Annotated in this window: 16 protein-coding genes; 9 read left to right on the forward strand and 7 right to left on the reverse strand. The window is 69.3% G+C overall.

Annotation, left to right across the window (positions count from 1 at the left end; genetic code table 11):
* Window positions 1-123: 123 nt before the first annotated feature.
* From NDR87_RS21545 to NDR87_RS21565, 5 genes are all read left to right on the forward strand, one after another.
* On the forward strand, window positions 124-1,095 hold the full coding sequence (locus NDR87_RS21545) for a PHB depolymerase family esterase (protein WP_251914817.1): 972 nt from the start codon (window positions 124-126) through the stop codon (window positions 1,093-1,095).
* 32 nt (window positions 1,096-1,127) lie between these two features.
* Window positions 1,128-1,541, forward strand: a complete 414-nt coding sequence (locus NDR87_RS21550) for a hypothetical protein (RefSeq protein WP_251914818.1) — start codon at window positions 1,128-1,130, stop codon at window positions 1,539-1,541.
* A 195-nt stretch (window positions 1,542-1,736) separates the two neighbouring features.
* Window positions 1,737-2,966: a cysteine desulfurase family protein gene (locus tag NDR87_RS21555; protein WP_251914819.1), complete on the forward strand. Its 1,230-nt coding sequence runs from the start codon at window positions 1,737-1,739 to the stop codon at window positions 2,964-2,966.
* Window positions 2,963-4,084 (forward strand): tRNA 2-thiouridine(34) synthase MnmA, encoded by a 1,122-nt coding sequence (gene mnmA, locus NDR87_RS21560; protein ID WP_251914820.1) that lies wholly within the window; start codon window positions 2,963-2,965, stop codon window positions 4,082-4,084. The genes NDR87_RS21555 and mnmA overlap by 4 nt, the downstream gene beginning before the upstream one ends.
* Before the next feature lie 84 nt (window positions 4,085-4,168).
* Entirely contained in the window at window positions 4,169-5,206 is a 1,038-nt protein-coding gene (locus tag NDR87_RS21565) for a methionine synthase (protein WP_308212131.1), read from the forward strand.
* 9 nt (window positions 5,207-5,215) lie between these two features.
* On the opposite strand, the gene NDR87_RS21570 is transcribed toward NDR87_RS21565, so the two are convergent.
* Both NDR87_RS21570 and NDR87_RS21575 read right to left on the reverse strand, forming a co-directional pair.
* Window positions 5,216-5,560 carry a hypothetical protein gene (locus tag NDR87_RS21570; protein WP_251914821.1) on the reverse strand — a complete coding sequence of 115 codons (345 nt, stop codon included), beginning with the start codon at window positions 5,558-5,560 and terminating at the stop codon, window positions 5,216-5,218.
* A 25-nt stretch (window positions 5,561-5,585) separates the two neighbouring features.
* Window positions 5,586-6,884, reverse strand: a complete 1,299-nt coding sequence (locus NDR87_RS21575; protein ID WP_251914822.1) for an ATP/GTP-binding protein — start codon at window positions 6,882-6,884, stop codon at window positions 5,586-5,588.
* A 64-nt stretch (window positions 6,885-6,948) separates the two neighbouring features.
* Between NDR87_RS21575 and NDR87_RS21580 the strand changes: the two genes are divergently transcribed.
* Entirely contained in the window at window positions 6,949-7,752 is an 804-nt protein-coding gene (locus NDR87_RS21580; protein ID WP_251914823.1) for a metalloregulator ArsR/SmtB family transcription factor, read from the forward strand.
* Window positions 7,753-7,762: 10 nt separating this feature from the next.
* On the opposite strand, the gene NDR87_RS21585 is transcribed toward NDR87_RS21580, so the two are convergent.
* The 3 genes from NDR87_RS21585 to NDR87_RS21595 form a co-directional block, all read right to left on the reverse strand.
* A complete protein-coding gene (locus tag NDR87_RS21585; RefSeq protein WP_251914824.1) occupies window positions 7,763-8,650 on the reverse strand; it encodes a hypothetical protein in 888 nt (295 codons plus the stop codon).
* A 117-nt stretch (window positions 8,651-8,767) separates the two neighbouring features.
* Entirely contained in the window at window positions 8,768-10,396 is a 1,629-nt protein-coding gene (locus tag NDR87_RS21590; protein ID WP_251914825.1) for a M4 family metallopeptidase, read from the reverse strand.
* Between the two features lie 369 nt (window positions 10,397-10,765).
* Window positions 10,766-11,086, reverse strand: a complete 321-nt coding sequence (locus NDR87_RS21595) for a cupin domain-containing protein (RefSeq protein ID WP_251914826.1) — start codon at window positions 11,084-11,086, stop codon at window positions 10,766-10,768.
* Window positions 11,087-11,150: 64 nt separating this feature from the next.
* Here NDR87_RS21595 and NDR87_RS21600 point away from each other — a divergent pair, with 64 nt between their 5' ends.
* Window positions 11,151-12,560 carry a PLP-dependent aminotransferase family protein gene (locus tag NDR87_RS21600; protein WP_251914827.1) on the forward strand — a complete coding sequence of 470 codons (1,410 nt, stop codon included), beginning with the start codon at window positions 11,151-11,153 and terminating at the stop codon, window positions 12,558-12,560.
* 21 nt (window positions 12,561-12,581) lie between these two features.
* Here the strand turns inward: NDR87_RS21600 and NDR87_RS21605 are convergent, their stop codons facing one another.
* Window positions 12,582-13,001 (reverse strand): PPOX class F420-dependent oxidoreductase, encoded by a 420-nt coding sequence (locus NDR87_RS21605; protein ID WP_251914828.1) that lies wholly within the window; start codon window positions 12,999-13,001, stop codon window positions 12,582-12,584.
* A gap of 128 nt (window positions 13,002-13,129) precedes the next feature.
* On the opposite strand from NDR87_RS21605, the gene ligA reads away from it, so the two are divergent.
* Together ligA and NDR87_RS21615 are read left to right on the forward strand one after the other, a co-directional pair.
* A complete protein-coding gene (gene ligA, locus NDR87_RS21610) occupies window positions 13,130-15,190 on the forward strand; it encodes an NAD-dependent DNA ligase LigA (protein ID WP_251914909.1) in 2,061 nt (686 codons plus the stop codon).
* Window positions 15,191-15,218: 28 nt separating this feature from the next.
* The gene (locus NDR87_RS21615; protein ID WP_251914829.1) at window positions 15,219-15,734 is read left to right on the forward strand and encodes a GNAT family N-acetyltransferase; all 516 of its coding nucleotides are present in this window, start codon (window positions 15,219-15,221) and stop codon (window positions 15,732-15,734) included.
* On the opposite strand, the gene NDR87_RS21620 is transcribed toward NDR87_RS21615, so the two are convergent.
* Entirely contained in the window at window positions 15,727-16,377 is a 651-nt protein-coding gene (locus NDR87_RS21620; protein ID WP_251914830.1) for an amino acid-binding protein, read from the reverse strand. The genes NDR87_RS21615 and NDR87_RS21620 overlap by 8 nt on opposite strands.
* Window positions 16,378-16,424: the final 47 nt, after the last annotated feature.

Consider the following 16,424-nt stretch of genomic DNA (forward strand, 5'->3'; position numbering starts at 1 on the left):
CGTCAACCGGTGTCGTAGGCGGCGGTGCACGGCCGAGGGAAGCCGGAAGCTGACCGCGGGGCGATGTGCCCGGGCCCGCAACGGCGTTACCGTTCTCCCGAAACCTCCTGGGAGGGAATGGGTATGAGAAAATCTTCGACTCTGGCAAGAGTGGTCGTGGCGGTCTGTGCGGCGGTGACCGTCGCCCTCTCCGGGGTGGTGGCGCACGCACAACCCGACGACGCCCCGCCTCCATCCGGGCCGGTTCCGGGGGAGAACAACGCGCCGATCGATCCCAGCCTGCCCGATACGGGCCAGCCGGATGCGGCGGATCAGGCGTTGGGTGAACCCGCGGCCGCCTGCTCGACCCGGCCGACCGGGGGCGATGCGTCCGTCGGGCGCGACCTGCCCGGCGGCGGCTTCTACCGGCTGTACGTCCCGCCCGGCCTGTCGGGCGCGGCGCCGCTGCTGGTGGCGCTGCACGGCGGCGGGGGAAGTCCGGTCTCGCACGAGAATATGACCGGGTGGTCGGGCTTCGCCAAACAAAAGAAGTTCATCGTCGCCTACCCCCGGGCGCGGGTGCCGTCGCCCACCGGCGGCTGGCTCTGGTTCTCGCAACCGGGCGCGCTGGAGATCGAACTGATCCGCAGCGTGGTCCGCGACGTCGCCGCGACCTGGTGCGTCAACCCCAAGCGGGTGTACGTCGAGGGTCATTCGATGGGCGGGATGATGACCGGGCGAATGGCGTGCGCGGCGCGGAACATGTTCGCGTCGTTCGGCGTCTACGACGGCCAATACCCGATCGATCCCAATAACTGCCCGGCGGGCCGTCCGGCCTCGTTCGCATTCTTCGCGGGCAGCCAGGAAAAGAGCGACGCGCACGTGGCCACCCGCGACCACCGCGACCTGTGGCGCAAACGCAACGCATGCCCCGCCCAACCGGCCAACGAACCCCACCCCGCCGGCGTCCTGGTCGCCCAGCGCTTCGAATGCGCCGCGGGCACCCGAGTGCTGTGGCGCGTCTACGACGCGGGCCACGCCTGGCCGCAGGGCGCGCTGGACGACGACATCAGGAACCGGATGTGGACCTTCTTCATGTCCAACCCTCGTCCGTGAGATCGGGCGCTGACTTCCGTCAGGGGAAAACAATGAGAAAAGCTCTTACCGTCGCTATGGCGGCCGCGGCGATCTTCGGTGGTGCGGCGGGGATTTCCAGCGCACAGGACGAGGAAGCCACATCGTCGGGATTTCGCTGCGAGAAGTACGGCTACGTCGGATATTTCAAGCATCCCTGTAGCAAGATCAGGAGCACGAACTGGTGGAACACCGGGCGACTGGAAAGTTTCGGCATCGCACCCGACCGCACCATCTGGCACGCCTGGCCCGGTAGCGGCGGCTGGCGTGAGATGCCGCACAACGGTCGCGCCGACGAAGTGGTGAAGGCCATCGCCCACAGCGACCGGAGAACCCGCACCGTCGTGGTCCGGATCAGCAACGGCGACGCCTGGCAGAGCACGGATCCGGGAAACGGCCACTGGGGACCGTGGCGTAGATATCCGTAGGTTGGGCAGCATCGCGCCCGCACGTGGCGATATCGGTCGGTGACCGGTATCGCCACGTCGACGTTGACCGACGCTGGGAATACGAGACCGCCGTCGACGGGTTACGACTGCCGGGTGGTTTCTGAAAATCTCGCAGGACGGCAGGGGCGGACCCCAAGGAAGCCCAGGTCAACGATCGGATAGGCTGTGTTGGTCATGAAGTCGGCTTTCCCGGGTCCGGTCGGTGCGGTGCCCAAGACGGTCTACCTCGATCACGCGGCCACGACACCCATGTTCCCGTCCGCTGTCGAGGCGATGACCGCTGTCCTGGGGACGGCGGGGAATGCCTCGTCGTTGCACGGATCGGGGCGGGCGGCGCGGCGGCTGTTGGAGGAGGCGCGGGAGTCGATCGCGGCCGATCTGGGGGCGCGGCCCTCGGAGGTGATCTTCACCTCCGGTGGGACCGAGAGCGACAATCTCGCGGTCAAGGGGATCTACCGGGCGCGGCGGGACGCCGATCCGCGGCGGACCCGGATTCTGGTCGGTGCGATCGAACATCACGCGGTGCTCGACACCGTCGAGTGGCTGGAGCGGTACGAGGGCGCCCGGGTGACGCTGCTCGAGGTGGACGCCGAGGGTGTGCTGTCGCCGCGGACGCTGCGGGCGGCGCTGGCCGAGTATGCCGACGAGACCGCGCTGGTCACGGTGATGTGGGCCAACAACGAGGTCGGCACCATCGAGCCGATCGGCGAATTGGCCGCCGTCGCACAGGAATTCGATATTCCCATGCACAGTGATGCGGTGCAGGCCGGCGCCCAGCTGCCCATCGACTTCGCCGGAAGCGGTCTGGCCGCGGCCAGTTTCACCGGTCACAAGGTCGGCGGACCGCACGGTGTGGGTGTGCTGCTGCTGGGGCGACAGGTGCCCTGTGTGCCGCTGCTGCACGGCGGCGGGCACGAGCGAGACCTGCGTTCGGGCACCTCGGACGTGCCGGGGGCGGTGGGACTGGCCGCCGCGCTGCGCCAGACCGTCGAGGAAATGCCGACGCGCACAGCGGAATTGACGCGGCTGCGGGAAGAGATGATCGCGGGCGTGCGGGCCGCCGTACCCGATGCGGTGCTCAACGGGCCCACCGGTGAGCGGCGGCTGCCCGGCAATGTGCACTTCACCTTCCCAGGCTGCGAGGGCGATTCGCTGCTGATGCTGCTCGATGCGGCGGGAATCGAATGTTCCACGGGGTCGGCCTGTAACGCCGGGGTGGCCGCCCCCAGTCATGTGTTGCTGGCCATGGGGTCCGATGCCCGTCGGGCGCGCGGTTCGCTGCGCTTCTCGCTGGGGCACACCTCGACTCGGGCCGATGTCGAGACGTTGCTGGACACGCTGCCCGCGGTGGTCGAGCGGGCCAAGGCCGCGGGACTGGCCGGTGCGAAGGGAGGTACGCGATGAGAGTGCTCGCCGCGATGAGCGGCGGAGTCGATTCCGCCGTGGCCGCCGCGCGGGCGGTCGATGCCGGGCACGAGGTGGTCGGGGTGCATCTGGCGCTGTCGGCGACACCGGGAACGCTGCGGACCGGCTCGCGTGGCTGCTGTTCCAAGGAGGACGCGGGCGACGCTCGCCGCGCCGCCGACGTGCTCGGGATCCCGTTCTACGTCTGGGATTTCGCCGATCGCTTCAAGGAGGACGTGATCGACGACTTCGTCGCGTCCTATGCGGCCGGGCAGACACCCAATCCGTGCCTGCGCTGCAACGAGAAGATCAAGTTCTCGGCCCTGGCCGATCGCGCGCTGGCGCTGGGCTTCGACGCCGTGGTCACCGGCCACTACGCGCGCCTCGAGGACGGCGTGCTGCGCCGGGCCGTCGACGCGGACAAGGATCAGTCCTACGTACTGGCCGTGCTGACCGCCGAGCAGCTGAGCCGGGCGATGTTCCCGGTGGGCGATACCCCGAAGCCGCGGATTCGCGCCGAGGCCGCCGAACGCGGACTCGCGGTGGCGAACAAGCCGGACTCCCATGACATCTGCTTCATTCCCTCGGGCGACACCCGCGCCTTCCTGGGCGCGAAGATCGGCATCCGGCCGGGCGCGATCGTCGACACCGACGGGCGCAAACTCGCCGAACACGAGGGCGTGCACGGATTCACGATCGGCCAGCGCAAGGGCCTGGGCCTGCCCGGACCCGCACCCGACGGGCGACCGCGCTATGTGACCGGCATCGATCCCGATTCGGGCACGGTGCGGGTGGGACCGGCCGAGGAACTGGACGTGTGGACGGTGCTCGCCGACCGGGCGATCTGGACCTCCGGCGTCACGCCCAGCGGTCCCCTCGAGTGCGTCGCCCAGGTGCGCGCGCACGGTGGCACCGCGGCCGCGGTCGCGGAGGCGGTCGACGGCGGCCTGGTGGTCCGGCTGCGCGAGCCGCTGACCGGTGTGGCGCGCGGGCAGGCCGTGGTGCTCTATCGACCGGATCCGTTGGGGGACAGGGTGATCGGCAGCGGCACCATCAGCGGCACCAGCGGTGAGCGGGTGGATCTCGCGGGCGAGCTGGTGCCCGACAGCGCCCGGTGAGCGCGGATCGCATCGGAGAGGTGACCCATATTGTCCGGTAGTGACGGCACCCTGCACCGCGTTCCGGAGCAGGCCGGGAACATCGTGCCGGTCGAGCCGCCGCGCTTGCGCGGCGGCATTGCCACCGGCGTCGGTTCCTGGCCCGGCGCCGATCCCCGGGAGGCCGCCGCGACGATCGTCGGCGAACTCGGCGATCTTCCGCATTTGGTCGAATTGCCCGGGCGCGGAACGGGTTCGGACATGATCGGGCGCGCCTCCGCGCTGTTGGTGGATCTGCGATTCGACACCACCACCCGGGGATATCGGCTCGCCCCGCGTCCCGGTTCGGTCTCGCGCCGCGCCCACGATCTGCTGCGCACCGATCTCGACGCACTCGAAGAGGCTTGGGAGACCGCGGGTCTCGGCGGTTCCCGGCGGATGATCAAGGTGCAGGCGGCCGGTCCGCTCACCCTGGCCGCGCAGGTCGAGCTCGCCGGTGGCCACCGCATCCTCACCGATTCCGGTGCGGTGCGCGATCTTTCGGAATCGCTGGCCGAGGGCCTGGCTCGCCACGTCGCCGAGGTCGGCCGGCGGTTGGACGCGAATGTCGTTGTCCAACTGGACGAACCGTCGCTCACCGACGTCCTGAACGGTTCCCTGCGCGGCACCAGCGTCCTCGACACCGTGCCCGCTCTCCCGGCCCCCGAGGCCCTGCACATCCTCGACACGGTGATCACCGGCCAGCCCGCCCCCGTGCTCGTGCACACCTGCGCGAAATCCCCCGCCCTCGGCTTCCTGCGCCGAAGCGCCGCGGCCGCCATCGGTTTCGACCTCACCACCATCACCACCCCCGACCTGGACCCGATCGGCGAACTCCTCGACACCGGAAAACTCCTGGCCCTGGGCCTGCTCCCCACCACACCCCCCGCCACCCCACCCACCTGGCGCACGATCGCCGAACCCGCGGTCCGCCTGATCGACCGCCTCGGCTTCCCCCGCTCCACCCTGACCGACCGAATCCTCATAACCCCCACCTGCGGCCTCGCGGGCATCCCCCTGCCTCGAGCCCGCCGCACCCTCACCCTGGCCACCGAGGTGGCCCGCGCCTTCGCCGAGGAACCGGAAACCCTGACCTTCGACTGAGCGCGGCGCTCAGGATCCCAGATAGGGCCGGGCGCCCGGGTGGCCGATCTGCCAGTGCTGGGGTTTGCCCATGGGGTAGACGACCGTGATGTCCTCGCCGGGGGAGGGCCACTGGTTGACGTCCCAGGCGAAGCGGCCGTAGACGGTTTCGCCGGGGACGGTCGGGCCGGTGATGGTGCCGGTGATGGTCACGTACTGCTCGCCCTGTGCCGCCGGGCGGGGGCTGACGCCGGTGACGCGCAGGGTGCCGGTCTCGGGTTGGACGAGCGTCTTCCCGCCCCGGCCCCGGCGGTACATCGCGAACAGCGCGACGAGGGCTCCGGTGACCATGACGATGAACGCGAACTCCAGCATGCCCCCATGCTATGCGGTGGCCGGACTAGGTCGCCGTCAGCTCGCTGGTGCCGTGGGGCGTGCGGCGCAGCTGCCAGACCATGGTGCGGCGCGATTGCGAGCGGCCGTTGCCGCGGTCGACGAGCGTGCGCTGGCGGGTGGTGAAGACGAGTTGGGCGCCGCGGGAATTGGTTTCGGGATTCTGGAACAGCTGGATGAGGCGGTCGGCGGTATCGCCGGTGAGATGGGTGTCGATATCGTCGACGGCCAGGACGCGGCCGGTGTCCAGGGCGTCGAGCACCGCGGGCAGCAGGCGCAGCAGCGCCAGCGTCGCGGTGGACTCGTCGGCGATGTCGAAGGGCGCCGCGATGCCCTCGTGCACCAGTCCGAGGCCGACGCCGCGGCGGGCGACCATGCGGGAGTAGAGGGTGTCGCGGGCGGTGCGCAGATTGGCCAGCTCCCGCTCCAGGGTGAGCGGGGTCAGTCCGTGCTCGTGCTCGAGCCGCTCGGCATGCGCGGGCGAGGCGATCGCGGCGTCGAGTTCCTTTGTCATGGCGGCGATTTCGCCGTCCAGATCGCGCAGATAGTCCGCGTACATGGGGTCGGGATCGGCGATCAGCAGATCGTCGATGCCCAGTTCGGCCGAGCGCAGCAACAGCAGCAGCCGGGCGGCGTTGTCGGCCGAGCGGGACAGGTGGCCGCCGAGCCGGTGCGCGATGTCGTGCGCATCGGGTTGTCCGCGTAGCACTTCCAGCTGGGTGGCGAACCAGCGGTAGGCCGGGACCAACGCCTCGGCATACATCTGCCCGGACAGGCTGAGCAGCAGGGCGTTCGGGCGCACCAGCGGCACCAGCGCCCCGATGCCGTAGCGCACCGGCTCGAACATCGGGCCGATCCGCACCTGATCGCCCTCGCGTTCGAACACGATGCGCTTGCGGTTGTGCGGGTGACTGTGCAGCCATTCGGCGGTCACATCGGCGTTGTCGAGCCGGAAGCCGTAGCTGTACGGGATGCCCTCGGCGACGAAGGTGGCCACGAATTCCGAAGGGTGGTCGGCGAATCCGAGATGCGGCGTGCGCACCGGGCCGGCATAGGGATCCCAACCGGTGACCGAGTTCAGCACCGCGTCGCGCATCTGCCCCAGCGCGTCGATCAGGCTGGACTTACCGCTGGCGGCCGTGCCGTGCACCGCGGTCACGGGCGCGGGCAGGGATCCGCCCCGGCTCCCGGTCAACCGCAGTTCCTGCGATTCGGCCAGCGATCTGTGATTGGTCACCTGAAAACTGCGCAGCACCCGTGCCATCCTGCCGTCCGCGCCGGTATCGCGCGACATCACCCTTGACATGCAACCAAACGGATGCCTATTGTTGCTTTATGCACCCAAAAGGTTGCATATGGAGGATGGTCCCGTGGACGAGGTGTTCAAGGCCCTGGCCGACCCCAGCCGCCGACTGCTGCTGGACGGCCTCAACGCACGCAACGGTCAGACCCTGCGCCAACTGTGCGAGGGCCTGGCCATGACCCGCCAGGCCGTCAGCAAGCACCTGGCGATTCTGGAAGCCGCGAATCTGGTGACCACCCGCCGCCGCGGCCGCGAGAAACTGCACTACCTCAACGCCGAGCCCATCAATGCCATCTCCGACCGCTGGATCAACCGCTACGACCGCGGCCGCATCCACGCCCTCGCCGACCTCAAAACCGCATTGGAGAGCGCGACCATGACCAACGAATTCGTCTACACCACCTACATCAAGACCACCCCCGAACAGCTGTGGCAGGCCCTGACCGACCCCGCCTTCACCGACCGCTACTGGGGTGCGACCTTCGACACCGATTGGCGGCCCGGCTCGGAAATGGTCTGGCACCAAGGGGATTGGTCCAGCGGGGACCGCGAGCAGGTGGTCCTGGAATCCGATCCGCCCCGCAAACTCTCCTACACCTGGCACACCTTCGACTCGGCCTTCGCCGACGCCATGGGGATGAACCCCGACGACGTGGCGGCCTGGGCGGCCGAACCGCGCTCGAAGGTGACCTTCGAACTCGAGCCGCAGGGCGAGATCGTGAAACTCACCGTGGTGCACGACGGCTTCGGACCGGGCAGCGGGGTACTGGCGGGCATCAGCGAGGGCTGGCCGGGAATCCTCGCCAACCTCAAGACCCTGCTGGAGACCGGCGAGGTGCTGCCGGAGCCGAAGACGCCGGAAAACGCCTGAGGGCCCCTGTTCAGGCCGATGTGCCGCCCGGGCGCCGACCGCCGGGCGGCACTGCCCGGCGCGCCCATCGGGCCAGCGCCGACGGCGCCGGGTGCCAGGGCTCGTGATCGGTTGCGTCCCAGGCGTATACGGGTACGTCGCGATCGAGGAGCCCGCGCAGCTCGGGGCGTTCCAGCGTATCGGCGGACCACGCGTAGAGCCGCTCGATGCGTGGCACGATCACCCCGACGTCGAGGAGATGGCCGAAGCCGTGTTCGAGACGGACGTAGGTCTCCACGTCCGCGTCGAGGGGATACCGGGCGGGAAGCACCCGCGACAAAGACAGGAAGATCCCGGTCATCCCCAGCCGCGGATCACCGAGCAGCGGTGCGACGGGGGAGAGCCAGCCGAGGGCCAGGCGGGGCGCGGCGACCAGGGCATGTGCGTAGAGGACCCGGATCAGCACGAGGTTGATGAAGAAGCGCTCCACCCGTCCCTCGGCGCGGGCCAGCCGCTCGTGCTCGAGATAGGCGGCGACGACACTGCTGTTGTGGGCCCGATACCAGGAGCGCGCGGTGGGCCGGCGGACGAAATCCAGGGTGTACAGCACGCTCCGGTTGGAGGGAATTCCGTTGTGTCCGAGGTGAATCGCCCGCGCCTCGCAGATATCGCGCAGCAGCCGCTCGTTGATCGCCCGCCACCACGGGCTGCCCGGCCGTTGGGCATCGGCAGGGTTCAGCAGTCCGCGGCGCAGCTGCCAGGCCATGAAGGCCAGCGCCGCCCGGCGATAGGGCAGATGCACGCCCTCCTGCCGCGGCACGTCCTCGTACAGCCGTCGCATGAGCGCGAACCGGGCGGCGGGGTCGTCCAGGACCGCGCCGACCGTGGCCGCCGCGTGATCCGCCGCCGAGCGCTGCATCCCGCGATTATGGCATCCGTAACCCGAGCCGCCCGGAACCCGAAGTGCCCAGGGGCCGAACGAGCGCCGGACGCCTCGCCCAGGGCAGCGAGGCGTCCGGCGCGGTACTTCGGTTGACTAGCTCGCGACGTTCAGGGTCGGCATCTTGACCGCCTTGACCGCGTTGGCGACCTGCGTGCAGTCGGCCGCGGTGGTGCCCTTGACCTTGTTCTGCACATTGGCCTTGCAGGCGTTGTTCAGCGCGCTGCCCAGGGTGCGGTAGGTCGCGTTGGACGTCAGCAGGGTCTGCGTGGTCCAGTACAGCGCCGCGGTCTTCTCCAGGCCGATCGCGGTGACGTTGACGCCGTTGTGGCTGCCGCCGTCGACCAGTAGCTGCGCGGCCTTGTTGCCGACGCCGCTGTTGGTGTGGACGCCGCCGTTGTCACCACTGCCGGTGTACCAGTAGGTCCCCTTGTAGGTATCGGGCTGGCGATACGCCTTGGGGTTCTTCATATCCCGAATCACGCCCAGGGAGCTGCACGCGCCGAGCTTCCACCGGTTGGCGGCGGTGTTGCAGGGGTTGGCGGTATCGGCGAGGAAGACGAACTCGCCGAAGATGTCCGACATCGACTCGTTGATCGCACCGGACTCGTAGCGGTACTGCAGACCGTTGACGCGCTCGGTCACGCCGTGGGTGAGTTCGTGGCCGGTGATGTCCTCGGTGGTCACGCCCGAGCCGTAGGCCATGTGGCCGTTGTACCAGAACGCGTTGGCGTACGGGCACTCCGAGACATCGCAGATCCGGACGGTGCCGCGCAGGGCCGTGCCGTGCCCGTCCCCGGTGTCCTTGCCGATATAGCTGGTCAGATTCCCGGGCAGCTGGGTGTTCTTGGCATAGAACCCCTCGGTGTTGCCGAAGTAGCCGAAGACGTTGTCGACATCCGCGATGCCGACCGGCCCCCGACCCTCGACGCGGGTGGCCTTGAAGCCGTTCGCGGTCCCGCATTCGGTGGGATCGACGGGGCTGTTCAGATCGACCCGCTTGTTCGCGGCATCGCAGACGACGCGGTTGAGATGCGCGGCCGCATCCCAGCTGTCGAGCACCTTGGCGTTGTCGTTGGCGTCGACGAAGACGATGAACTCGCTGGGCTTGTTCTTGTCCTTGCCGTCGCCGGTAACCGTCACCTTGAACGCCGGCACCGCCACGCTCTTGCCGTCCGGTGCCGACGCCAGCTTCGCGTCGTACCAGTAGGCCTTGACCGCACCCGTGGCCAGCTTGTCCGCGGGGGTCTTGGTCTGCTCCGCGACCGCCTTCACCGCGGTCGCCGACACGGCCTGCGTGGCGGTGGTGGTCGTGAACCTGCCCTGTGACTGCTGGGTCAGCGACCCGGTCGCCGAGACGAGCGATCCGTCCTTGGCCAGCAGCTGCGAGACCGAGGCGCCGAACACCGGCACCGAGTCGATCTCCTGGCGCAGCCGCACCGTGGAGCCCTCGCCCACCGGCAACACCTGGTCGACCACGAGCGCGCCGACCGGTGCGCCGGTGAACGTCTTCGCCACGCCGGGGGCATGGGCCTGCGCGGCCGAGGGCGCCTCCCGTGGGGTTCCGGAGGGGACCGGCACCGGCTGCTGCGGAACCACCTGGCGGATCGTGCCCTCGGGGTCCTTCAGAACCTCCTTGGGAACGGTCGTCAGATCCGAACCGGGGGTGGGTGTGGGCGGCTGCCCGTAGGCCCCGGTCGTCGAGGCGAATATCGTTGTGGCCAAGGTGATTACCGTTAGCGCGGCGTAACGCGCCGCTCGTTTTCTGTGATCCATAGTTTTAGATGGAAGCACGACGCTGAAATGCTTGTGCATGAAATCACATGGGCGACATCGCCGTTAACGGTGGCGTTACTCGATCTCACTGTGCTGCAACGGTTTCGAATCAATGGTTCAGAGAGTGGATCATTGCGTCGCGGACGCATGCGATCTAGGTTGACATGTCAGCCGACTTGGGTGAATAGTGCGGAAAACTGGTCGAACCAACCAGTTTCGGGTTATGACCCCGCCGCCCGATCGGTACCGGACCGGTGGCCGGAGGACTCGGTGCGGGGGCGCCGAACCCCTATTCGGGCGGTCGGGGTCGTCACCGGATCAGTTCCCGTACTGCTTGGTCTCGGGACGCTCGATCATGAGGCCGTGCGCGGGCTCGTCGGCGACCGGACGGTGCTCGACCCCCTTGGGCACCACGAAGATCTCACCGGGTCGCAGGGTGACCGGTGCGCGATCGGCCAGTTCCAGCCGGAAGGTGCCGTCCCAGCACAGGAACAGCTCGTCCTCGTCGTGATGATGCCAGGGGAAGGCGCCGTGGAACCGGGCCACCCGCACGATGGTGTCGTTGGCCACCGCGAGATCGCGCGGCTGCCACGGTCCGGTCAGTTCGGCGAGGACGTCGGAAATGGAGATCTTGCTCATGGCTTCCATCCTCGAGCGGTCGGGGGTGTCCGCCCAGGGCCAATCGGGCACAATTGGTTTGCAAATGGAGCCAATCGAACTCGCCGATCGCCTCGGCCGCTGGTCCGCCGGGCGCGGACCGCTGTATCTCCTGCTGGCCGGGCGGCTGCGCACGCTCATCGACGACGGCGAACTGCCCGCGGGCGCACCGCTGCCGCCCGACCGGACGCTGGCCAAGGTCCTCGCGGTCGGACGCACCACGGTGGTGGCCGCCTACGATCTGCTCAGCGCCGAGGGGCGGGTGGTGCGGCGGCAGGGCAGCGGCACCCGGGTAGCCGGGGCGGCCGCGGCCGTCCGGCCCGACACCACGCATTCGCCCGCGTTCCTGCAACTGCTGGAGCCGGACGCGGATGTGATCGCCCTGGCCTGCGCCGCGCCGCGCACGCCGCCGCCGGAGGTCGTCGAGGCGTATCGGCGCGTGCTGCCCGACCTGGCCGGACTCGATGGTGACATCGGCTACCACCCGCTCGGAATTCCGGTGTTGCGCACGGCGATCGCCGACCGGTACCGGGCGCGCGGCGTGCCGACCGCGCCCGAACAGATCCTCGTCACCGGCGGTGGGCAGCAGGCGCTGTCGCTCATCGCTCGCGCCCTGCTCGGGCCCGGCGATCGGGTGCTGGTCGAGGCGCCCACCTATCCCGGTGCGCTGGAGGCGTTCCGCGAGGTCGCCGCGGTGCCGCGGGCCTGCCCGATCGGATTGGGACAGGTGCGATCCGCGGCGCTGGCGTACGTGATCTCGACCTGCCAAAACCCTACGGGCGCCGTGCTTTCCACGCTGGCCCGCCGGGCGCTGGTGGAATCGGCCGCGCGGGAGGGGATTCCGCTGGTCGACGACGAGGTGCTCGCCGATCTGGGCTTTCCCGGAACCGATCCGCCGCCCCCGCCGCTGGCCGCGTTCGGCGACGGCGTGATCTCGATCGGCTCGCTCAGCAAGATCCTGTGGGGCGGGCTGCGGGTCGGCTGGGTGCGGGGACCGGCCGCGGTCGTCGCCCGGCTGGCCCGATTGCGGGCGGTGCACGATCTGGGCGGCAATGTCCCGGCTCAGCTGGCGGCCGCCGTACTGCTCCCGGAGCTGGATCGGCTGCGCGAGCGAATCGTGCGGCAGCGCAAGGACTGTCACGACACGATGGTGGCCGAGCTGGCCGCGCGGCTGCCGGAGTGGGAGGTGCCCCGGGTGAGCGGCGGCCAGACGCTGTGGATCCGGCTGCCGCACGGCGACGGCACCTCCTTCGCGCAGCGCGCCCTGCGTCACGGGGTGGCGATTCTGCCGGGGGCCGGTTTGGACGCCTCCGGCGGGAACGTGGACCGGGTTCGGATCAGTTTCGTCGCGGCGCGGGACGAACTGCGCGAGGCGGTGCGCCGATTGGCGCGGGCGTGGCGGACCTACGAGCCACCGGAACTGCCCGCCCCGGCCGCCCCGCCGCTGGCGGTGTGATGGGAAACGCTGTGCCGCAAACTAATTCAGCATGCCGTAGGCACGAGTGGGGCGGATGCGCGCCACGACGCGGCGGTCGGCGACCATGGCGCGCCGGTAGTCGTCCCAGTCGGGGTGTTCGCCGCTGAGGGTGCGGTAGTAGGCGATCAGCTCCTCGACGGTCGGATCGTCCGGGGCGGCGGCGACGGGGGACAATTCGACGTCGCCCTCGAGCACCACATAGGCCCAGAAGTCGTCGCGGGTGACGTGCAGGGACGCCCACGGCTCGCGGCGCAGGTTGAAGTACTTGGCGCGGTCGGCGGTGATGGATATACGGATCACGTCGTCCTCGGCGATCCAGTGGGTCACATTGGACAGCTGCGGGCGGCCGTTCTTACGGATCGTGGTCAGCACCGAGCGCTGTTGGGCGCGGGCGAAGTCGAGCGCGGCATCGAGTTCCATGTCCGATCCAACCAAGCGCCCGGGTGGGGTGTTCCCCGTCGCGAAACCGGGGCGACGTGCGGAATTGGGTCTCGGGGTTGTCGGTGGGCTCGGCTAATGTGCGTCACGTGAACGAACCCGGAATCGAGATGGACCCGGCTACGGCCGACGAGCGGACGGAGTGGCAGCGTCTGGCGGAAGAGGTGCGCGAGCATCAGTTCCGCTATTACGTGCGCGACGCGCCGATCATCTCCGACGGCGAGTTCGACAAGCTGTTCCAGCGGCTGCTGGCGCTGGAGGAGGCGCATCCGGACCTGCGCACGCCCGATTCGCCGACCCAGCAGGTCGGCGGCGGGTTCGCGACCGAATTCGCCCCCGTCGACCACCTCGAGCGGATGCTCTCGCTGGACAATGTGTTCAACGAGGAGGAGATGCGCGCCTGGGCGAGCCGGGTGGAGGCCGAGACCGGTCCCGACCTGCACTACGTGTGCGAGGTGAAGATCGACGGCGTGGCGCTGAACCTGGTCTACGAGGACGGACGGCTGGTGCGCGCCGCCACCCGGGGTGACGGCCGTACGGGTGAGGACGTCACGCTCAACGCCCGCGGCATCGAGGATGTGCCCGAGCGCCTGACCGCCGCCGACGAATTCCCGATCCCCAAGCTGCTCGAGGTGCGCGGCGAGGTGTACTTCCGGCTCGAGGACTTCGAGAACCTCAATGCCGCCATCGTCGCGGAAGGTAAGGCGCCGTACGCGAATCCGCGCAATACCGCGGCCGGTTCGCTGCGGCAGAAGGATCCGTCGGTCACGGCGCGGCGGCGGCTGCGGATGATCTGTCACGGCTTCGGCCGGATGGAGGGCTTCACGCCCGACTCGCAGTACGAGGCGTATCGCGCGCTGGCGGCCTGGGGGCTGCCGGTGTCCGACCACACCGTGCGGGTGCGGGGCATCGACGAGGTGCTCGAGCGGATTCGGTACTGGGGTGAGCATCGCCACGATATCGAGCACGAGATCGACGGCCAGGTCGTCAAGGTCGACGAGATGTCGCTGCAGCGTCGCCTCGGCTCGACCTCGCGCGCGCCGCGCTGGGCGATCGCCTACAAGTACCCGCCGGAGGAGGCGACCACCAAGCTGCTCGACATTCAGGTCAATGTCGGGCGCACCGGGCGGGTCACGCCGTTCGCGGTGATGGCGCCGGTCACCGTCGCGGGGTCGACCGTCGCGATGGCCACCCTGCACAACGCGTCGGAGGTCAAGCGCAAGGGGGTGTTGATCGGCGATACGGTCACCATCCGCAAGGCCGGTGACGTCATTCCCGAGGTGCTCGGGCCGGTGGTGGATGTGCGCGACGGCAGCGAGCGGGAATTCGTGATGCCGACGCACTGCCCGGAATGCGGCACCGAGCTGGCCTTCGAGAAGGAGGGCGACGCCGATATTCGCTGCCCGAATCAGCGCAGCTGCCCGGCGCAGTTGCGGGAGCGGGTCTTCCACGTGGCCGGGCGCGGGGCCTTCGATATCGAGGCGCTGGGCTACGAGGCCGCGATCGACCTGCTGAAGTCGGGCGCGATCCACGACGAGGGCGATCTGTTCGACCTCACCGAGGACAAGCTGCTCACCACGACGCTGTTCGCGAACAAGAACGGCAGCCTGTCGGCCAACGGGCGGCGGCTGCTGGACAATCTGGCGGCCGCCAAGGACCGGCCGCTGTGGCGGGTGCTGGTCGCGCTGTCGATCCGCCACGTCGGCCCGACGGCGGCCCGCGCGCTGGCGGCGGAGTTCGGCGATATGGCGCGGATCGAGAGCGCCTCGGGGGAGGAGCTGGCCGCGGTCGACGGCGTCGGCCCGACCATCGCGGCCGCGGTGAAGGAATGGTTCGCCGTCGACTGGCACCGCGCCATCGTCGACAAGTGGCGCGTGGCCGGAGTGCGCATGGTCGACGAGCGCGACGAGTCGATCGAGCGCAACCTCGAGGGTCTGTCGATCGTGGTCACCGGTTCGCTGCAGGGCTTTTCGCGCGACGAGGCCAAGGAGGCCATCCTGATGCGCGGTGGTAAGGCCGCGGGTTCGGTGTCGAAGAAGACGGCGTATGTGGTGATCGGCGATGCCCCCGGATCGAAGGCGGCCAAGGCCGAGGAGCTGGGCGTGCCGATTCTGGACGAGGACGGCTTCCGCAAGCTGCTCGCCGGCGGCCCCGCGGCCCTGGAGGAGTGACGGGACCTCTCCCGTCGAGTAGTACGGAATGATGATCATATCGCCGAAGGCCGCATTCGAGATCCGGCCCGTGCGGTCCGAGGAGTACGGGGCCGTCGGGTCGCTCACCATGGACGTGTATGTCGGCGAGGGCTACATCGATCCGCAAAGCCCTTATGTGGCAGAGCTTTCCGATGCCGAGGCCCGCGCGCGGGCCGCCGATGTGCTGGTCGCCGTGCGCGAGGGAGTCGTGCTCGGCTCACTGACGATGGCCCGACCGGCGACGCCGTATGCGGACATCGCCCGCGCGGGCGAGCTCGAATTCCGCATGCTCGCCGTGGCGAAGCAGGCCAGGGGGCTCGGTGTGGGAACGGCGTTGGTGCGCACGGTGATCGATACCGCCCGTCGGGAGGGCTTCGCGGCGGTCGTGCTGACCACCATGGCGCCCATGGTGGATGCGCGGCGGATCTACGACCGGTTCGGCTTCGTCCATGTGCCGGAACGGGATTGGGCCGCGCGGCCGGGCAGTTCGCTGATGACGGTGATGCGGCTGGCGCTCAGATGAGCACCGTGGCGACGATGCCCGCCAGATAGCCCAGCCGCGCGACCTCCGACGGTCGGAACTCGGGGCCGCCCGGGCGGCCGAGCAGGAGCACCTTACCGGTGTTGCCGAGCGGGGCGGCGGCCAGCTTGGTGTCCATATCCTTCCAGATCTGCGGGACCCAGTCGGCCTCCGGATCGAGGGTCGAGGGCTTCTCGAGCGGCATCCACGGGGCCGAACCCGCTTGTGTCTCAGGCGCACTCGGGCTGCCCACCACGCGATAGGCGCCCTGCGGGCCGGTATCGATGATGGTGCTCCATCCGACGCGCAGCACCCGGGGCACGCCGTCGACGAGCACCTGTAATCGGTCGTCACGCGCACTGGCGACCTGGTCGATCAGCTCGAGTTCGCGGTGGGTGTCGAGCATGCCCGAATAGGGCCGCAGCGAATCCACCCGCACATCGGCCAGCGATTCGGCCGCGGTGATGAGTGTGTCCGGCAGCGCACCCGGCGGGACCTCCACCACCAGGTCATCGATCGCATATCCGACGCCGCGTTCGACCACATCCAGCGAGAGGATGTCGGCGCCGACGGAGCCCAGCGCGAGAGCCAGTGAACCGAGACTTCCTGGGCGATCCGGAAGTTGCACGCGAAGCAGAAATGACACGTGCCTTCCTTTCTTTTCTTTCCTGTGCGACCGAGACTCTCGGACGG

The organism is Nocardia sp. CDC159 (assembly GCF_023740735.1).
Classification (GTDB): Bacteria; Actinomycetota; Actinomycetes; order Mycobacteriales; family Mycobacteriaceae; genus Nocardia; species Nocardia pulmonis.